At 37.7% G+C, this 18,671-nt stretch carries 13 protein-coding genes and 1 pseudogene; 10 read left to right on the top strand and 4 right to left on the bottom strand.

The window, feature by feature from the left end; all coding sequences use genetic code 11:
• The first annotated feature begins 74 nt into the window (after positions 1 to 74).
• The 6 genes from DS885_RS07790 to DS885_RS07765 all read left to right on the top strand — a co-directional run bounded on the left by DS885_RS07790 (position 75) and on the right by DS885_RS07765 (position 9,345).
• A complete protein-coding gene (locus tag DS885_RS07790) occupies positions 75 to 1,334 on the top strand; it encodes a TolC family protein (protein WP_113818873.1) in 1,260 nt (419 codons plus the stop codon).
• Between the two features lie 10 nt (positions 1,335 to 1,344).
• On the top strand, positions 1,345 to 2,685 hold the full coding sequence (locus DS885_RS07785) for an efflux RND transporter periplasmic adaptor subunit (RefSeq protein ID WP_113818872.1): 1,341 nt from the start codon (positions 1,345 to 1,347) through the stop codon (positions 2,683 to 2,685).
• Entirely contained in the window at positions 2,682 to 5,813 is a 3,132-nt protein-coding gene (locus tag DS885_RS07780) for an efflux RND transporter permease subunit (protein ID WP_113818871.1), read from the top strand. Before DS885_RS07785 ends, DS885_RS07780 begins: the two co-directional genes overlap by 4 nt.
• An 85-nt stretch (positions 5,814 to 5,898) precedes the next feature.
• Positions 5,899 to 6,663, top strand: coding sequence for a copper resistance protein CopA (locus DS885_RS07775; protein ID WP_113818870.1), 765 nt, complete (start codon positions 5,899 to 5,901; stop codon positions 6,661 to 6,663).
• A 240-nt stretch (positions 6,664 to 6,903) separates the two neighbouring features.
• Positions 6,904 to 7,449: a DUF1285 domain-containing protein gene (locus tag DS885_RS07770; RefSeq protein WP_113818869.1), complete on the top strand. Its 546-nt coding sequence runs from the start codon at positions 6,904 to 6,906 to the stop codon at positions 7,447 to 7,449.
• Positions 7,450 to 7,689: 240 nt separating this feature from the next.
• Positions 7,690 to 9,345, top strand: coding sequence for a sensor domain-containing diguanylate cyclase (locus DS885_RS07765; protein WP_181817731.1), 1,656 nt, complete (start codon positions 7,690 to 7,692; stop codon positions 9,343 to 9,345).
• Between the two features lie 94 nt (positions 9,346 to 9,439).
• Here the strand turns inward: DS885_RS07765 and DS885_RS07760 are convergent, their stop codons facing one another.
• Positions 9,440 to 10,858 carry an exonuclease domain-containing protein gene (locus tag DS885_RS07760; RefSeq protein ID WP_113818867.1) on the bottom strand — a complete coding sequence of 473 codons (1,419 nt, stop codon included), beginning with the start codon at positions 10,856 to 10,858 and terminating at the stop codon, positions 9,440 to 9,442.
• 283 nt (positions 10,859 to 11,141) lie between these two features.
• Between DS885_RS07760 and DS885_RS17885 the strand changes: the two are divergent.
• A pseudogene (locus tag DS885_RS17885) lies at positions 11,142 to 11,406 on the top strand (DUF1285 domain-containing protein).
• A gap of 51 nt (positions 11,407 to 11,457) precedes the next feature.
• Entirely contained in the window at positions 11,458 to 11,742 is a 285-nt protein-coding gene (locus DS885_RS07750) for a GNAT family N-acetyltransferase (protein ID WP_113818866.1), read from the top strand.
• A gap of 140 nt (positions 11,743 to 11,882) precedes the next feature.
• Here DS885_RS07750 and gpmI read toward each other — a convergent pair whose 3' ends face one another.
• The 3 genes from gpmI to DS885_RS07735 all read right to left on the bottom strand — a co-directional run bounded on the left by gpmI (position 11,883) and on the right by DS885_RS07735 (position 16,524).
• The gene (gene gpmI / locus DS885_RS07745; RefSeq protein ID WP_113818865.1) at positions 11,883 to 13,400 is read right to left on the bottom strand and encodes a 2,3-bisphosphoglycerate-independent phosphoglycerate mutase; all 1,518 of its coding nucleotides are present in this window, start codon (positions 13,398 to 13,400) and stop codon (positions 11,883 to 11,885) included.
• A 335-nt stretch (positions 13,401 to 13,735) separates the two neighbouring features.
• Entirely contained in the window at positions 13,736 to 14,548 is an 813-nt protein-coding gene (locus DS885_RS07740) for a TauD/TfdA family dioxygenase (RefSeq protein WP_181817730.1), read from the bottom strand.
• A gap of 377 nt (positions 14,549 to 14,925) precedes the next feature.
• Complete coding sequence (locus tag DS885_RS07735) at positions 14,926 to 16,524, bottom strand: B12-binding domain-containing radical SAM protein (protein WP_113818863.1); 1,599 nt, start codon at positions 16,522 to 16,524, stop codon at positions 14,926 to 14,928.
• A gap of 386 nt (positions 16,525 to 16,910) precedes the next feature.
• On the opposite strand from DS885_RS07735, the gene DS885_RS07730 reads away from it, so the two are divergent.
• Both DS885_RS07730 and DS885_RS07725 read left to right on the top strand, forming a co-directional pair.
• Positions 16,911 to 17,873, top strand: a complete 963-nt coding sequence (locus DS885_RS07730; RefSeq protein WP_113818862.1) for a 5'-nucleotidase — start codon at positions 16,911 to 16,913, stop codon at positions 17,871 to 17,873.
• Complete coding sequence (locus tag DS885_RS07725; RefSeq protein WP_113818861.1) at positions 17,873 to 18,580, top strand: AraC family transcriptional regulator; 708 nt, start codon at positions 17,873 to 17,875, stop codon at positions 18,578 to 18,580. The genes DS885_RS07730 and DS885_RS07725 overlap by 1 nt, the downstream gene beginning before the upstream one ends.
• Positions 18,581 to 18,671: the final 91 nt, after the last annotated feature.

Raw genomic sequence — 18,671 nt, 5'->3', positions numbered from 1 at the left:
TTTAATACAATTGGTATGAGATAGAAATTACAGATTAACTATTTATCCATTGGATGGGTAAAAGGAAAAAAGAGATGAAACTTCATTACTTACCCCTGTTGTTATTAACAACAGTTGGGCTTCATGTGTCTGCATTATCTTTACAAAATGCAGAGCAAATAGCATTACAGGACGATCCTGGACAAAAAATATATCAAGCAAAGCAAGCCTCATTAATTGCACAAGGCAAAAGTAGTGCAACGCTTGCAGACCCTATGATTAAGTTTGGTTTGGCGAATATGCCGACAGATAACTTTTCACTAGACAGTGACCCGATGACCCAGATGACGTTTGGGGTATCACAACAATTTAGTCGTGGTAATACGCTAGAGATCACTAAAGAAGGCTTTACTTTACAGTCAGAAGTCGCTGTTTATCAAGGTTTGAATCGCCGTCTATTAGTTAAAAAAGCAGTGCGAGATCTTTGGTTTGATATCTTGTTTATTGAAAAGTCAGTACAACTCGTCACTGAAAATAGGCGGCTTTTTAATAGTTTTTATCAGGATTTAGCCTCACAATTTACTTTAGGGCTTATTGAAAATGAAGATTTGATAAGTGCTGAAATCGAGCTGGGGTTACTCGATGAAAAATTAGACAAATTAAATCAGCAGTCCCTTACTTATCGTCATTTATTAAGTGAATGGATTGGTGAGCTAGCTTATCAAACATTTCAGACATCTCTCCCGACTTGGTCCGATACATTAGATTATATTAATCGTGATCCATCGCTTAATCCTCAACATTACGAGGTGCTTAGAGCGCACCCAAAAGTAAAAGCATTAGCACAAAGTATCTTGGTTGCTAGTAGTCATATAAAGCTTGTGCAACAAGATTATAAACCAAGTTTTAAAGTTGAATTAGGTTATGGGAGACGATTATCTGAAGATGATAACGGTGATCTTCGATCTGATCTTGTCAGTGGATTTGTCACCATGGATATCCCTTTATTTACTGAGCAGCGCCAAGATCAAAAAGTCATATCTGCACAACAAAATAAGGGGCAAAAACAAGCTGAGCACCGTTTATTAGTGAGGCAGCTTAATGCTCAACTTAATGCTGAAATTGTTCGTTATCAGCAACTTATTTCTCGTCAGCATCGTTATCGAGATAGTTTATTGAAGCAAGCAAACGAGCATGCTGAGGTATTAGAGCAAAGTTATCAATCAAATACTCGTCCATTTCAGGATGTTATCCAAGCTTATATTCATAAGTTGAATCTCTCAATCGAGTACCAAAAGCTCTATTTTGATGGCTGGAAAAGTCTTTCTAAAATCCGTTACTTTCAGGCCCTTTAAGGAAAAAATTATGCGTTATTTATTAACTTTATTGGTCGGTTTATTGACCGGATTCTTGCTGAATCAAAGTGGCATTTTTCAGCTTTCAACCACACATCAAACAACAATGGCAGGGACAGAAATGTCGACTCTCAAGGTGAAATATTGGGTTGCTCCAATGGATGCTAATTATCGCCGAGATAAGCCTGGTAAATCCCCAATGGGAATGGATTTGATTCCTGTTTATGAAGAAGATAAAGCAGATACAGAAAAAGGCACGGTGAAAATATCTCCTGCTGTTGAAAACAATCTAGGATTACGCACTGCTGCAGTAGATGAGTCTGAATTTAAGGTCAAAATTGATAGCTTCGGTCAGATACAGGAAAATGAAGATGCTGTTTGGCAAATCAATAGCAGGGTATCAGGTTGGGTTGAAAAGCTGTATGTAAAATCGGTGGGGGGAGAGGTTAAAGCGGGTGAAAAATTGTATGAGCTTTATTCTCCAGAATTAGTGAAAGCCCAAACCTCTCTGTTTAATGCTATCAAGCTAAACCGAAGCGCTTTAGTAGAATCATCTAAAGCAAGGCTCAATGCGCTTGGCGTAAGCCAACATCAAATAAGGCAGATTATAAAAAGTAAAAAGGTTTCTCAGAGCGTAACGGTTTATGCGCCAGAGGATGGCACAATTTCTGAACTTAACGTCAATGAAGGGGCATATATTTCACCTTCAGTATTAGTGGTTAAAGCGGTTAACTTAGATTCTGTTTGGGTAGAGATAGAAGTGTTTTCTGAACAAGCTTCACTGGTTAAATTAGGTGACCTTGCTGCAATGACTTTAGATTATTTTCCAGGTCAAGAATGGGTGGGGAAAGTTGATTTCATTTATCCTGAAATGAGTGAACAAAACCGAGCTCTTCGTGTTCGTTTACAGTTTGAAAATCCAACTAATCAGTTAAAGCCTAATATGTTTTCTTCAGTGGTATTAACGCCAACTATTTCAGGTAAGCGCCTGCAAGTACCTCGTGAAGCTGTGATTTATGGCGGTAATATGAACCGTGTGGTGTTAGCCATGGGCGAAGGTAAATTTCGCTCTGTTCTGGTGAAAACTGGGCTAGAAAATAAAGACCTTGTTGAAGTGCTATCTGGCCTTGAAATAGGGCAAAAAGTCGTCACTTCCGCTCAGTTTTTATTAGATAGTGAATCAAGTATCAGTGCTGATTTTGAACGTATGTTAGAGGAACAAAATAAAAAAGAAGAACAAGAATACGATCCAAACAAAGAGGATGAAGATTTAGATTGGCTTGATTTCAGTGCTTTAGGTATTCATAACGTAAAGCCTTTTATGATTAATATTCAAGGGGAGGTTTTATGATCCCTAATATTATTAGTTGGTCAGTAAAAAACCGAATGCTTGTTTTGTTGATCACCGTTGTGACTGTGCTCTATGGGGTGTATTCCTTACAAAAAACACCGATCGATGCAATACCCGATCTCTCTGATGTACAGGTTATTATTAAAACCACTTATCCTGGTCAAGTACCTCAAGTAGTAGAAGATCAAGTCACTTATCCATTAACCACTGCTATGTTGAGTGTGCCGGGTGCAGTGACCGTTCGTGGTTATTCGTTCTTTGGGGCTTCTTATACTTATATCATCTTTGATGATGAGACTGATATATATTGGGCTCGTTCTCGTGTTTTAGAGTACCTTTCACAAGTGGCTCCGGACCTGCCGGAACAAGCTAGATCCGCCTTAGGACCCGATGCTACTGGCGTGGGTTGGATTTTTAGTTATGCCTTGGTGGATAAAAGTGGAAAGCATGATTTAAGCGAGTTGCGTAGCTTGCAAGATTGGTTTTTAAAATATGAATTACAAACTGTCGAAGGTGTTTCTGAGGTGGCGACTGTAGGCGGTATGGTCAAACAGTATCAGGTGCGTGTTGATCCCAATAAATTACGGGCTTATAACATCTCTTTAAATACTGTTAGTGGCGCGATTAAAGCAGCAAATCAAGAGTCTGGCGCAAGTGTACTTGAAATGGCGGAAGCTGAGTATATGGTACGCACCACTGGTTATATCATTTCAATCGACGATTTACGGTTAATTCCATTACAAGTGAATGATAAAGGAACGCCACTTTTATTGGGGGATGTAGCAGAGATCCGTTTAGGGCCACAAATGCGTAGAGGCATCACAGAGCTTAACGGTGAGGGCGAAGTGGTCAGTGGTATTATTGTGATGCGTTATGGTGAGAATGCACAAGGGGTCATTTCAGCAGTCAAAGAAAAGCTTAATACATTGCAAAAAAGCTTGCCTGAAGGTGTTGAAATCATCCCTACTTATGATCGCTCAGAGTTGATCAACGCAGCGGTAGATAATCTATACGATAAGTTACTGGAAGAATTTATCGTAGTGGTGTTAGTGTGTGCCGCATTTTTATTTCATTTTCGATCATCTTTAGTGGTTTTACTCAGCTTACCTGTGGGGATCTTTGTTGCCTTCATTATTATGTCGTGGCAAGGGATTAACGCAAATATCATGTCACTCGGAGGAATTGCGATTGCTATTGGAGCCATGGTTGATGGGGCGATAGTAATGATTGAAAACGTGCATAAACACATGGAGAAAACAGAGCTGACCGATGATAACCGTTGGCAGGTGATTGTGAAGGCATCAAGTGAAGTTGGGCCTGCCTTGTTTTTTTCATTACTTATTATTACCTTTAGTTTTTTGCCCGTATTTGCTCTGGAAGGGCAGTCAGGCAAGATGTTTTCACCATTAGCCTTCACTAAAACATATGCAATGGCAGCATCAGCTGGTTTAGCAATTACCTTAATACCTGTTTTAATGGGCTACTTCATTCGCGGTAAAGTATTACCGGAGCATAAAAACCCATTAAACCGATTAGTGATTGCCCTCTATAAACCCTTTTTAACCTTTAGTTTACGTTTTCCTAAGCAACTCATCATAATGGCATTACTCCTGCTCGTGGTTGGATTTTATCCGATCAACAAAATTGGTAGTGAGTTTATTCCTCCACTTGATGAAGGGGATTTAATGTATATGCCGACTACCTATCCAGGTATTTCAATAGGTAAAGCAAGGCAGTTATTACAACAAACCAACAAGCTGATTAAAACTGTACCTGAAGTGAAAACTGTATGGGGAAAGGTTGGTCGTGCTGAAACGGCAACCGATCCCGCTCCTTTAACCATGATTGAAACGGTTATTCAATTCAAGCCTAAAGCGGAATGGCGAACAGGCATGACCAAGGTGTTATTAAAACAAGAGTTGGATAACTTAATTCAATTTCCAGGATTAACCAATGCATGGGTGATGCCGATTAAAACACGTATTGATATGTTAGCAACCGGCATTAAAACGCCCATAGGGATAAAAATTGCGGGGGGCGATCTGGTTGAAATTGAAAGCATTGGCAAGCAAATTGAGCAGATATTAACCTCAGTGGAAGGAACTGCTTCTGTTTATGCTGAGCGAGTCAGTGGTGGACGATACATTAACGTGGACATTGACCGTCAAAAAGCCGCTCGTTATGGGCTGAGTGTGGCACAAATTCAACAATTATCTGCCGTCGCAATTGGGGGGCAAGATATCACTGAAACCATTGAAGGTTTAGAACGTTATCCTGTCAATTTACGGTACCCTAACCACTACCGGGATTCCGTATCGGCACTTAAAGCATTACCTATCATTACGCCATCTAAAATAGCGATTAGTTTAAATGACATCGCAGCGGTCACTATCGAAACAGGTGCTCCAATGATAAAAACAGAAAATGCACGTTTAAATGGTTGGATATTTGTTGATATTGAAGGCCGTGATTTAGGTTCCTATGTAAAAGAAGCAAGGGAAGTTGTTAATCAGAAAATCAATTTACCCGCGGGTTATTCACTGATTTGGTCTGGGCAGTATGAGTATATGGAAAAAGCCAACGCGCGTTTGGCGAAAGTGATCCCTATTACAATAGCCATCATTATTGTTTTACTTTACTTAGCCTTTAGACGTGTCGGTGAAGTCCTGCTGATTCTCTCGACCTTACCTTTTGCCCTGATGGGAGGAGTTTGGTTGATGTTCCTACTAGGGTTTAATTTCTCGATTTCCGTCGGCGTTGGCTTTATAGCATTAGCAGGCGTATCGATTGAAATTGGCGTCATTATGCTTATCTATTTAAATCAATCATTAGCCGACAAAAAATCAAAGCGTCTCAATCAATTTAATAGGCAAGACTTAAGAGATGCTGTCATTGAAGGTGCAGGTTTACGCGTTAGGCCTGTCATGATGACAGTGGCGACCGTAGTGATTGGTTTGGTACCTATTATGTATGGCGATGGAACTGGCTCAGAAGTGATGCAACGCATTGCTGCACCTATGATTGGGGGAATGGTCAGCGCCATCATTTTAACCCTATTGATATTGCCTGCAGTCTATTTCCAGTGGAAAAAGTTCTCAATGCGTCAACAGTTGAACAACCAAAAGTAAGCATTATTTAATCAGCTATATGATGTTTTATCAGCACATTAAATAGCTGAATATTTTTGTTACATATAAAGAAAAAGGAAAAATCATGAATATTAAAAAAACAACGTTAGCCACTTTGATATCTGGCGTTTTATTGTTAGCTCTTCCAATTAGTTCAACATTTGCAAGTGAACAACACTGTGAGATTAAAGAGACTGAGCTAGGGCAGTTAATGAAACATATGAAGAGTGAACTAAGGGGGTATGTAAAGGGCTTCAAGAGTGAAGACCAAGAAAAGATGCAAGCACATCTCAATGAATTATTAACACTAGCTGAAAAGGCACATCAATTTATACCTGTGACTATCTCCAATTTGAAGGAGATGGATCATAGCAATATGAACATGGCTGAGATGGAAGGCATGGATCATAGCAATATGAACATGGCTGAGATGGAAGGCATGGATCATAGCAATATGAACATGGCTGAAATGAAAGGCATGGACCATAGCAATATGAGCATGGCTGAGATGGAAGGCATGGATCATAGCAATATGAATATGACTGAGATGGAAAACATGGACCATAGCAATATGAACATGACTGAAATGGAAGGCATGGATCATAGCAAAATGAGCATGGCTGAAATGGAAAACATGGATCATGATATGTCGGCAATGAACAACATGAAAGGGATGGATACACAGCAGCACCAACGACATTTAAAATACATACAAGGAATGAACGAATTACAACGTTTATTTAAGGCCCTAAATGAAACACAAGAGAGAGACGAAGTAAAAGTTATTTTAGGGAAAATAAAAGAGCATAGTAAAAAGAGTCATCAGCAATTTCGTCAAGATTGCTCATGAATTGATTAACATAATGCAAACATTTTTAACGTGTTATTCCATCCTTTAAAGAGCCAAGACCCGTAATGCTATGTTAATCAAGAATTGCGGGTTTCTTATCATTGATCTATTTAACTCTGATTTAATGCTTTTGTATTTTTTGTGATTGCATCTTATTAAAAAAATGTGTGTACTGACGTCATACTATTTTTGATAAATTTGATATTTACTTATTAGCACATTAATGAGGCAGGAAGGGATATGTTAAAAGGTTTAGAAAGTACAAAGTATGATTCACTACCACCTGTTGATCAGTGGACGCCGCCTTTTTGTGGCGATATGGATTTGGTTATTAAATCAAACGGCGATTGGATCCATGAAGGCGGTAAAATAAATCGTCCTGCGATGGTGAAAATGTTCAGTCGTATTCTTTGGTTAGAGAAGGGTGAACACTTTCTCGTGACGCCGGTTGAGAAAGTACGTATACAAGTTGAAGATGCGCCGTTTATGATCACGCATTGGCAATGGATTGAAACGGATCGAGGAAATGCAATTGAGTTTAGAACACATACTGATGATGTCATGACGCTTGGCGCAGATTGCGATATTTGGATTGCGCCCTTTGAAGGTAATGAACGCCCATATGTTTCTATGCGCTATGGAATGAAAGCGATTATTGCTCGTCAAGTTTATTATGATTTAGCAAACCAATTAGAAATATTAGAGACGGTGGATGGAACTGGCTATGGCTTAACGAGTGCGGGTAAGCCTTATCTGTTAATGCTTGAAGACTCATCTTCCCGCTAATAATTACTCTGGATTTTTTAATCGCTGATAGCTTTATCTGTGGGTGTTATTTATATCAGTTTGATAGTGAATTTTTATAAATAAATTCTTTTAACACCTCTTTTGACATAAAAAATCTTATATGAGACTTATTTTCATTAAAAAATAATCAAAAGACTAACTTTTAATTGATAAAAGCGCTATGTTTATCTTATCTGTTAACTAATAAATTATGAGTGCATGATAAGTCTTTTACATAAAATGAAACCATCGCGTATTTCTACCAAGTTATCCTTCTATATTTCGGTGTTTATCATCGTCGCTTTTATGCCGCTTCAAATTTATAATTTCTTAATACTTAAGTCTGAAATTACAAATCAAATTAATAAAGAACAATATACACAAGCTCAATTTATTGCAGAAGATATTCAAAAAAAAATAAAAATACGTACAAAATTCTTGGCAGCTCTAGCGGATAAAATACCTGTACAAAAGATGCAATCAGAAGACTTTATTAAAGAATTGTTGAAAACTAATATTTCATTTACTGACTTTTTTCCGCAAGGATTTGCTGTTATAAGAGCAAGCGGAGATGGTGCTATCGCTGAATATCCAGTTATTCCTGGCAGGAAAAATGTAGTCTTTGCTGAATCTGAATGGATGATAAAAGCTAAGGATAGCGAAGGCGTTATTATAAGTTTACCTTTTCGTTCTCGAGTTATTGATGAAATATTAGTTGTTATTGCAATTGCTTTAAGAGATGAAAGTGGTGAGGTCTTAGGTGTTTTAGAAGCGCCAATTTTTTTTAATCGGCCTGAATTTATAGAATATATATTTGATAAAGACTTTAGTAAACAAAGCGATATCTTTGTCGTTTCAAGAAAAGAGCGAAGGTTTATAGCTGCGAGCGATCCAAATTTTATATTTAAAACAACGCCAATAAAAGGGCAGGATCTATTTTTTGATCAGGTAATGGATGGCTTTAATGGATACAGCTCTACTGCAACTTCAGCGAATGACCAAATGTTAGCTGCAGCTGCTGATGTTAAATCCTCGGATTGGTTTGTTATCATAAGAACTCCTGTTGATAAGGTTTATCAAGTTATTAATGACAGTTTACGAGCTACAATTATTAATGGGCTCATTGTAGGTGTTACTGTGTTTTTGGTTATTATGTTTTTTTTAACCTTCTTCTTTACCCCATTAAGAAAGGCCGCTGCGTCGGTTAGGGAGATGGTATTACAAAATAAATCATTAAGTCATATTGAAGGTTACAAAGAAGATGAAATTGGTGACTTGATTGTTGGTTTTAATGCCGCTATTGATATGGTTAATGACAGAAATGAAGCGCTAGAAAAATCCAATTCAGCTTTAGAATCTTTATCGCAAATAGATAGCTTAACTGAGGTTTATAATAGAAGATGGTTAGATAAAACACTCAACCATTTGTGGATGGTGAAAGTACGCAGCCAACAACCGTTAACGTTACTAATGATAGATATAGACCATTTTAAAAACTTCAATGATACTTATGGACATATCGCTGGGGATGATTGTTTAAAAGTCGTTGCTCAAACCATTCAAAAAACAGTTAATAGACCGACTGATTCTTTATTTCGATATGGAGGTGAAGAGTTTGTTATATTGTTAGAAAGTACCCTCAAAGAGGGGGCGTTAGTTGCAGAAAAGGTAAGGCTTGCTGTTAGTAACTTAAACATTCCGCATATTGAATCATCTTACAAGCATGTCACTATTAGTACTGGAGTCGCATCAGCCATTCCGCAATTAATTATTAAACCCGTTGAGTTAATTAAACATGCCGACCTTGCTTTATATCAAAGTAAGGAACATGGTAGGAATCGTAGCGAGTGCCACAATGACAGAGAAATAGTGAGTATCATTAAACAAAGCTCATGAAGACTCAGCTAGGCAATTAAATTGGCATTGTGCCTTTTAGTTATTCCTCACCAGTTTCTTATCAATCAAGATACGGCTTTATAAAACATGTAAGTTATTGGTTAAGGTTTGCTAAGTTAATAAAGCGATGGCTCTTTTGTAGTTGCGAAATACATATTTTATAAAAGTCTTGATCCAGTTTAGCTGTCACATCAAAATTGAAATCTACTAACTCACTTTCATTGTTCACTTTGCCTAGATACAACCAATGGGAAATAATATGAATACAGCTTATATCGCTTTGTTCATTGTATTCTTTAATGCCAATGGTTCCTTGATAAGGCCAACCTTTAATTTTTATCGGAGCTAATGCTTGCTGCATTCTTATCTGGTAAGCGATGGTTGTTTCTTTACCACAACAAATCCCTTTACATTTTTTCAGCTGGTAAGAAAAACAAGGTCCTTTACCTTTTTCTAAGCCCAATTGAATGCCACAGAGTTGATTTTCATCTTTAAGTTTACGTAGAGTCTCAGTGGCTGTCCGTCGGTTTTTGAAAAGCCCATAGGTATTCTTTAATGATGATTTTTTGGACTGAGTGTTTAACGTATTGATATCAATAACGCTTGGTTGAGCAACTGTTTTATCAAGACTATTGTCCCAATAGATGGTAAACAATGATTTTTGTTTGCGAAGTTGCCGATTGAATAAAGGCGCTCGCGACTTAACCAATTCAGACTCTAACACTAATGCGCTAAATTCACCTGCTGTGATTATCCATTCAATATCATGGACTTGTTGTGCCATGCGCATTTCACGATCATGACTATGGTCACTGGAAAAGTGCGACATAACTCGCGCTCTAATTTGCACACTTTTACCTACGTATAATAAGTTACCTGTTTCACCGTAAAATAAATACACACCTGGTTCATTAGGCATAGTCGAGAATATGTCAGGATTGATATGGGGTGGTACGCTAGAAAGCTTTTGTTGAGAAGCCATCGCTTGTAGTACTTTCTGCTGGTTAAAATCACTTTTCATACGCGCGACTATTTCTGGAAGGATAGCGGCATCGTCCATGGCTCTGTGTCGACTTTCACAAGTTAAACCAAAGCGTTTAATAATGCTGTCAAGGTTATGCCTTTTAAACGTTGGGTACATCTCACGTGAGAGTTTTACGGTACATACCACTGGGTATTTAAATTCTATGTTGTTTTGTTTAAAGGCATTACGTAAAAAGCTCACATCAAAGCGTGCGTTATGTGCAACCAGCACATGATCAGCAAGTTTTTCTATGATGACTGGGATTATTTTATCAATGGTAGGGACGTCTATAACCATATCAGGTGTTATTCCTGTTAACTGCTGAATCATTGTAGGAATAAATGTATTTGGACAAACAAGTGATTGCCATTTATCAATGATTTTCCCATTAAGAGTTTGAACGATAGCAATTTCAGTGATTTGATCTCGTGTGGGTTTTGTACCTGTTGTTTCAATATCAACATAAGCCAGTCGGCTAAAATCAACCATAGTTTTTTGTTATCCATTTATTCATATAGTAAGGATCCAGTGTTAAGGCTAATCCATGATACCGGCTAGCACTTACTAGGAAGTTATAATCTCCTTTTTTAAGGAGTACGAATAATTAAGTTTCTGCGATCATTACAAGTTTGTAGATTGTTGTTTATTTAATCAAATAAGGCTAATGCTAACTCATTATTTAGTCGATATTAATGTTTGATTGTGTTGCATCTATCTAGAAAAGTGACTGTACTGTTTTTACAATATTATCTACTGAATACAAACACAGGGAATGACCATTATGTTAAAAGGTTTAGACAGTACCAAATTTGACTCATTACCTCCTGTTGATCAGTGGACTCCTCCTTTCTGTGGCGATATGGATTTAGTTATTAAATCAAATGGTGATTGGGTACATGAAGGGGAAGATCAATCGTCCTGCGATGGTTAAAATGTTTAGCCGTATTTTATGGTTAGAGGAAGGAGAAAACTTTTTAGTGACCCCCGTTGAGAAAGTAAGAATACAAGTTGAAGATGCGCCACACAAAGTTAATTGATAAGCATATAGTAAAATATGAAGGTAACACGGTTGGTTTTTTTAATTAGATTTGGGCTATTCAAAAAGCCACGAGTTTTGTTCTGATTCGAGTATCGGCTTAAAGTCGTTAGCTATAGATAGTCGCTATCAAGTCAAAGGTCTTGGTGCTCAATTTATGAAAGTATTACCTAAATATTTAAGTGAGAATTATGCTGATAATGCGTTCATTTATCTAACCGTTAATTGTAAAAATCATGGAACAATTAATTGCTATAAAAAAGCTGGTTTTGAAGATACAGCTAAATTGTATTTAGGTGGTTTGGTTGGCCCTCAACATATCATGCGTAGAAAATAGCTTAGTTGACTAGTGCATGAAGGGCGATGATTCAGATGATGAACTTTATCTTTTTCAACCCCTCTTCTAAGATCAAATATGCTATTTAAGTTAATAGTAGGGCAGTTTCTGCCCTACTAATCTAGTCGTTTATAGTGATCCTAAACCAACGAGTGTCTGGTCATTGCAGCTGGTTGTTCTATGCCGATTAACTTAAGTATAGTCGGAGCCATATCACCTAACACACCATCTTCGATCTTCTTCAGATCTTTATCCACTAGAATCACAGGTACTGGATTCGTTGTATGCGCCGTATGTGGGCTACCATCTGGGTTCATCATGGTTTCACAGTTACCATGGTCGGCGATGATTAGTGTGGTGTAATCATTTGCTAGCGCAGCGGTGACAACATCTTTAACACATTCATCTACTGCTTCGCAGGCTTTAATTGCTGCATCCATCATACCTGTATGACCGACCATATCACCGTTGGCAAAGTTAAGGCAAACAAAGTCAGCTTCACCTTTGTTTAACTCTGGAACAAGGGCGTCACGCAGTTCGTAGGCACTCATCTCAGGTTTTAAGTCGTAGGTTGCCACTTTAGGTGAGTTTTTAAGGATACGTGATTCGCCTTCAAAAGGTTCCTCTCGACCACCAGAAAAGAAAAATGTCACATGTGGGTATTTTTCTGTTTCTGCAATTCGTATCTGTTTCTTACCGTGTTTTTCTAATACTTCACCCAAGGTTTCACTGATGTTATCTTTGTCGTAAATTACTTTTACATTTTCAAAGTCATCACTGTAGTTAGTGATCGTTACGTAGTACAAATCAAGTTTAGTGGTATTTTGCTCAGGGAAGTCTTGCTGACTTAACATTTGAGTTAATTCACGGCCTCGGTCGGTACGGAAGTTAAAGAAGATAACCACATCATCTTTTTTAATGGTGGCTTTAGGTTGTGCTTGATCGTCAGTTAAGATAATTGGTTTAACAAACTCATCGGTAACACCCTCTGCATAACTTTGTTCAATTGCAGTAATTGGATCCGTTGCTTTTACACCAACACCATTAACCAGTGCATCATAAGCTAGTTGAACTCGTTCCCAGCGATTGTCTCGATCCATTGCGTAGTAACGACCAGTGATCGAAGCTATTTGCGTATTGGTACCTTTAATGTAATTTTGTAAATCTTGAATCGATCCTTTACCTGATTTAGGGTCTACATCGCGGCCGTCAGAAAATGCATGAACGTAAGAATGTTCAACACCAGCTTGTTGAGCGGCATCGATAAAGCCTTTTAAGTGGCTTGAATGTGAATGTACACCACCGTCACTTAATAAACCTAAAAAGTGCACGTCTTTATTATTGTCTTTCGCGTATTGTAGTGCATCAACCAGTACTGGCTCTTGAGCAAGCGTGTTATTCGCTACGGCCATGTTAATTTTTGCTAAGTCTTGATAAACGATGCGACCTGCACCTAAGTTCATGTGTCCAACTTCACTGTTCCCCATTTGTCCTACAGGTAAACCAACATGTTCACCGTCAGTACGTAGTGAAGCATTAGGGTAATCTTTGTATAAAGAGTCTAAAAATGGAATGTTCGCATTGTCTGGTGCTGATACTTTAGGGTCTGGAGAAGTGCCCCAGCCATCTAAAATCATTAGGATTGTTTTCTTATTCATAATTCGCCCAATTTAATGTTTAGTTCTTATGTTTTGTTTTCTATTTTTCTTATGCCATTAACAATAAGTCTAATAGGGTAATAACACCATTTAATGATAATAGTTATTATTAAGATGTGTTTAATTTAAGCTTAATTGATAGGTTTGTCTATGACATTTCTTGTTTTTGCTATGGTTATTTCCAATCAAACTGATAGGTGCAAAAGGCTATGTCAATATTAAAGGACCTTATTGAGCTGTAATGGGGGGAGCCCTGACAGGAAATAAAAAAGCACGAAAGCAAGTTCGTGCTTGGCGTTATCATGATTCATTATTAATGAGATGATCAGTAAAAATTAGTTAGGTAGTTGTGAGTAGATACCTCTGATCATGGTTCTAGGTTTTGTTGGACAGTCTGTATAAGCCGCACGACCGTGGCAGATTCTGCTGTTATCCATCACCAGCAAGGTCTCGCTTTGTAATTGAAATTTAGCGGTATAAGGTGAACCTTCTTCGGCCATAGCAATGAGGCGATTAATGGTTCTCTCTAAGCCAGGGACTTTATTAAATCCTTCTTGCCACTGGCAGGTAATGTTTATTGCAAATCGGGCAATCAACCTCTTTGTTTCTGGATGGTAGCCTAGGATAGGGCCAGTATGACTCTCATTGATGCCTTCATAGGTCGATGCTCTTTTTAGTGCGTTTGGATCAAATAAAGGTTGGATAAGGGATAAGTCATTTTTTGCTAAATCATTAATGGCTCCCATGAGGTTGAACACAATACTCTCACCTCCGATTTTTGCAGGTTGTTTACAGTATAAGAGCGATGTTTGGATAGACCCTAAAGGTTCGATCGTGCCATCTACATGTAATCCCTGTGCGTTATTGCTTTCAAAACCTTCATGATTGATTTTACCTTTTCTATTGGGTAAATCACCAATCACCGCCAGATTGTCTGTTGTCAGTTTGTAGTCGAAGTATGTTTTGTTGTAATACGTTGTCGCAGCATTACCTAAGTTTAATGCAGTAGCAACTGGGGATATTTTATCTTTACCGTTAATGGAGCTGGTATCTATTAATACGAACCCTTGTCGATAAAATGTGGCCTTTATGTCGGTTAACTCATTTAAGGTATATTTGTTTAAATTTAGTGCGTTAAAAGTAATCATCTTTCTTCCTTTCATTTTATTATTTAAGGTAAGAAGGGCTACGCGGAAAGTTATCAATCCGCTATATGCCGATCAGAAATTGCAAACTAAGTTGCAGCGTTAACGTACTGTTTTTATGGAAGATAGACAAAAAGGTTAGAAGATTTAAATAATGGCTAACAGATGCTTGTATACTGAGAATTAGTTTTAATTTTTCGGGAAGTGAATATAGATTTAAAGAATTGAATGGATTGATGGCGTTGTTGAATTTAATAATAGGGATGACTGTTGGAAGCTAATAACTTTAGGAGAACGTTTACAGTAAGGTGCGTTGAATAATCGGTTAAAGCAGATTAAACCAATTATTCAATAGCACCTTATGCCATTTTTGAACAGTATTAACTCATATGTTGCTTTTGACGCTGCAGCAATTTACTGGGTTTATTGGTGTCTTTGATTTGTGCTTGATAAAGGTTAAGTGTATTGAAAATACTTTTTAATCCTGATGCTTGGTAATCTTTTTCAAGCTGCGGTAAGACCACTGCATGTTGATCTGGGAAGAGCGCGACTACTGATTGAGATATCAATTCATACAAACGTTTTAAATTGATTTTGTGTGTCTGTCCGGTTTCATCAAATATCCAGTTAGAGATCGCCATAAAATTATCGAAGGGTTTATCGGCTAACAAAAGGTCTAGTGTATGTTTGAATCGACCAGAGTTACCTATCATGTCCCAGTAACGTGCAAAACGATTAACTAACTGCATAGTGGCAAAATCGACTCTGTCTGTACTTAAAATGTTAAACGGTGGTAATGGATTAAAACGTAGGTCAAACTCTTCAGTATGTCTGATGATTGGACTACCTTTCAGGCGTTTTAAGATGCCCATTTGAATTTCATGTGGTTTACACGCATACAGTTGATCAAAGCTATCTTTGAATGTTTCAAAAGTTTCGCCTGGCAATCCAAAAATTAAATCAGCATGAATATGTGCCGTGGTATTTTCTTTTAACCAGATTAAGTTTTCTTTTGATTTTGGGTTATTTTGCTTACGACTAATATTGGTTTGCACTTGTTGATCAAAGGTCTGTATCCCGATCTCAAATTGCAGGGTATTTTCAGGGAATAATGCGAGCATCTCTTTGAGTTTTCTTGGTAGATGGTCTGGTACTACTTCAAAGTGTAGGTAAAGATCATCGGTCATTCTATCTAAAAAAAACTGCATAATTTGCAATGAGGTTCTGATATCTAAGTTAAAGGTTCTGTCAATAAACTTAAAGTTCCGCGCCCCACGTTGATACAAGGTTTCCATCTGCTGTAAAAAAACGGTTAGCTCGTAAGGGTTGGATTTAGTATCTAACGAAGATAAACAAAATTCACATTTAAAGGGGCAACCACGTGAAGCTTCTACGTACAATAATCGATTCTTTAAATCTTCATCACTGTAATACTGGTAGGGCATTGCTAAGTCTTTTAAGTCGACAGGTTTAGACTTCATTATTTTAGTGGTGGGTGCATTATCACTTAAAATATCTCTACAAAGATCATAGAAACTGATATCAGCTTCACCCGTTAAGACATAATCAGCCGTTTGCACGATTGGTTGTGATTCAGATTCATAGCTAACTTCTGGACCGCCCAATACAATTTTTACCTGTGGTGCAATAACTTTTAATAGGCTTACAACATTTGTCGTTTCAATAATATTCCATATATAAACGCCAAAACCTACTATGGTCGGATTTGCTGCCAGTATCTGCTCTACAATATCTAACGGGCGAGTATGTATAACAAACTCTTTCACTTCACAATTCGGTTGCAGGTCCTTTAAATTAGCATATAAGTAACGTAGCCCTAAACTAGAGTGAATATATTTAGAGTTCAGCGTTGAAAGTACGATGCTAGAGGAAGATAAACCCTCAATAACAGGTGCAATGACTTCTGTGTTTGCCGTACGCATAATCGTGAGTTCATTATCGAATTGTTGAGTAGCCATGAAAATTCTTTTTATGTCGGGGGAAGATATGCGCGACATAATACAGTAATCGCTTCAAAGATTCAGCGCTTGATTGAAGGTAAGTCTCCGCAATAACCCTCTTATACTTGTTGTTTTAACTAGTTTGAATAATATGACTGTATCAAGGTGCTGATTTAGGGTTAAATAGTCGCTAGTGTTATACCAATTGTATTAAATAACTGATCTAAATTTTGCGCCGGAAAAATGGCTTAGTTTGAGGCGTAAGTTGATGTAAATGGTTGTTCCCTATACGAAACTTACAACGAAAAAATAAGTTGTTTTAACAAGTAAAATAGATCAGTTACTTACTATGATTGGTATTATACCTTAATAATCAATGATGTTGTCTTACTTGGAGTGTTGAAATGCCCTATGAATTAGGTAGTCGTTTAGTGATTGGTGTTGCTTCTAGTGCTATGTTCGACCTAACAGAGTCGGATACTGTGTTTCGCACTAAAGGTGAAGAAGAGTATCGTAAATATCAAACAAAACATGTGGATGTGCCATTACCTAAAGGCCCTTCATTTTCATTTGTTAAGCGTTTATTATCGCTCAATAATCTAACGGACGATCCTAAGTCTGATCCATTGGTTGAAGTGGTGTTGTTGTCACGTAACGATCCCGATACGGGCTTGCGAGTGATGAAGTCTATTAAACACCATAATTTACCGATTTCACGCGCCATTTTTATGCAAGGTAAATCGCCCTATGATTACATCCCAGCATTAAGTATTTCATTGTTTTTATCGGGTAACTCCTTCGATGTTAAAGAAGCGATTCGCTTAGGTTACCCAGCAGGGCATGTGATGAAATCTGCGATTATTGATGAAGATGATGATGATTTACGTATCGCCTTCGATTTTGATGGCGTGTTAGCCGATGATGAGTCAGAAACCGTGATGCATAATACCAATGACTTGAATCAGTTCCATGAACACGAAACTAAGAATGTATTACAACCACATAATCCCGGACCTTTGAAAGAATTCTTAGTGAAGGTGTCTGCCATTCAAAAAATTGAAGAGAACAAAAAGAAGCATGATCCCGCCTATCGTAATCGTTTACGTGTATCCATTGTCACTGCGCGTAATGCGCCTTCCCATGAAAGAGCCTTAAATACCTTAAAAGAGTGGGGCGTGATGACCAACGATGCCTTTTTTCTAGGAGGTGTTGATAAAGGCTTGATCCTTGGCGTGTTAAAACCGCATATTTTCTTTGATGATCAATCCGGTCATATAAGTTCAACAAGCACTGTTGCGCCTTCTGTACATATTCCCTTTGGTGTCAAAAATGCCGTTGATAGCAATGAAGTGGAAGTGAGTAATTAATGCAAGATAACCTGAGTATTCGCGCTTACAGTAAACAACAAAAAGGGCATGTCCACTGTTATCATCAGTTAGTTCTACCTATTATTGGAACAATTATTATTGAGCTAGAAGGGTATACAGGTAAGGTATCGGTAGGTGAATGTGTGGTAATACCCGCACAAGTTTTTCATCTGTTTAAAGCCGATGAAAGTGCTCGTTTTATTGTTGCTGACCTTAATCAACTCCCGGATAATTTATTGAGTATGAGCTCTTCTGTTTTTGCTATGTCTGCACCGTTACGCAGTTATTTGTTATTTATTGAGCAACAATTACAACATAAAGTTGATCAGTCATTAGAGAAAATGATGATTGAAATGTTTAGTAAATTGTTATCAGAACAAATAGCTGGAGAACAAATAGATCCTAGAGTTCGAGCTGTTTTGCAGACTATTTCTGATGATCTTTCACAGCCATTACATGTCAATCAACTTGCACAGTTGGCTTGTCTTAGCCCAACTCAATTTAAAAAGGTATTTAAACAGTGCATCGGACAAAGTGTATTGCAATACATTACCGAACAAAGAATGGAAAAAGCTAAAGCTTTGTTAACGCATACCGATATTCCGGTACAATTGATATCAGAACAGGTGGGTTACAGTGATATCTCGGCTTTTAGTCGACGATTCTCTCAATTTTATCAACTCTCTCCGAGGCAAATAAGACGTTAACTAAGTCTTTAATGTCAAACAAAGCGTCTTAACTGCAAACTAATAGCTAAATTAATACTTTATGATTTGATACTAATACCAATCATAGTAA

It is taken from the genome of Psychromonas sp. B3M02 (assembly GCF_003318165.1).
Taxonomy (GTDB): Bacteria; Pseudomonadota; Gammaproteobacteria; order Enterobacterales; family Psychromonadaceae; genus Psychromonas.
Note: the sequence above shows the minus strand (reverse complement) of the source record. Positions and strands in the feature narration are given on the sequence as shown.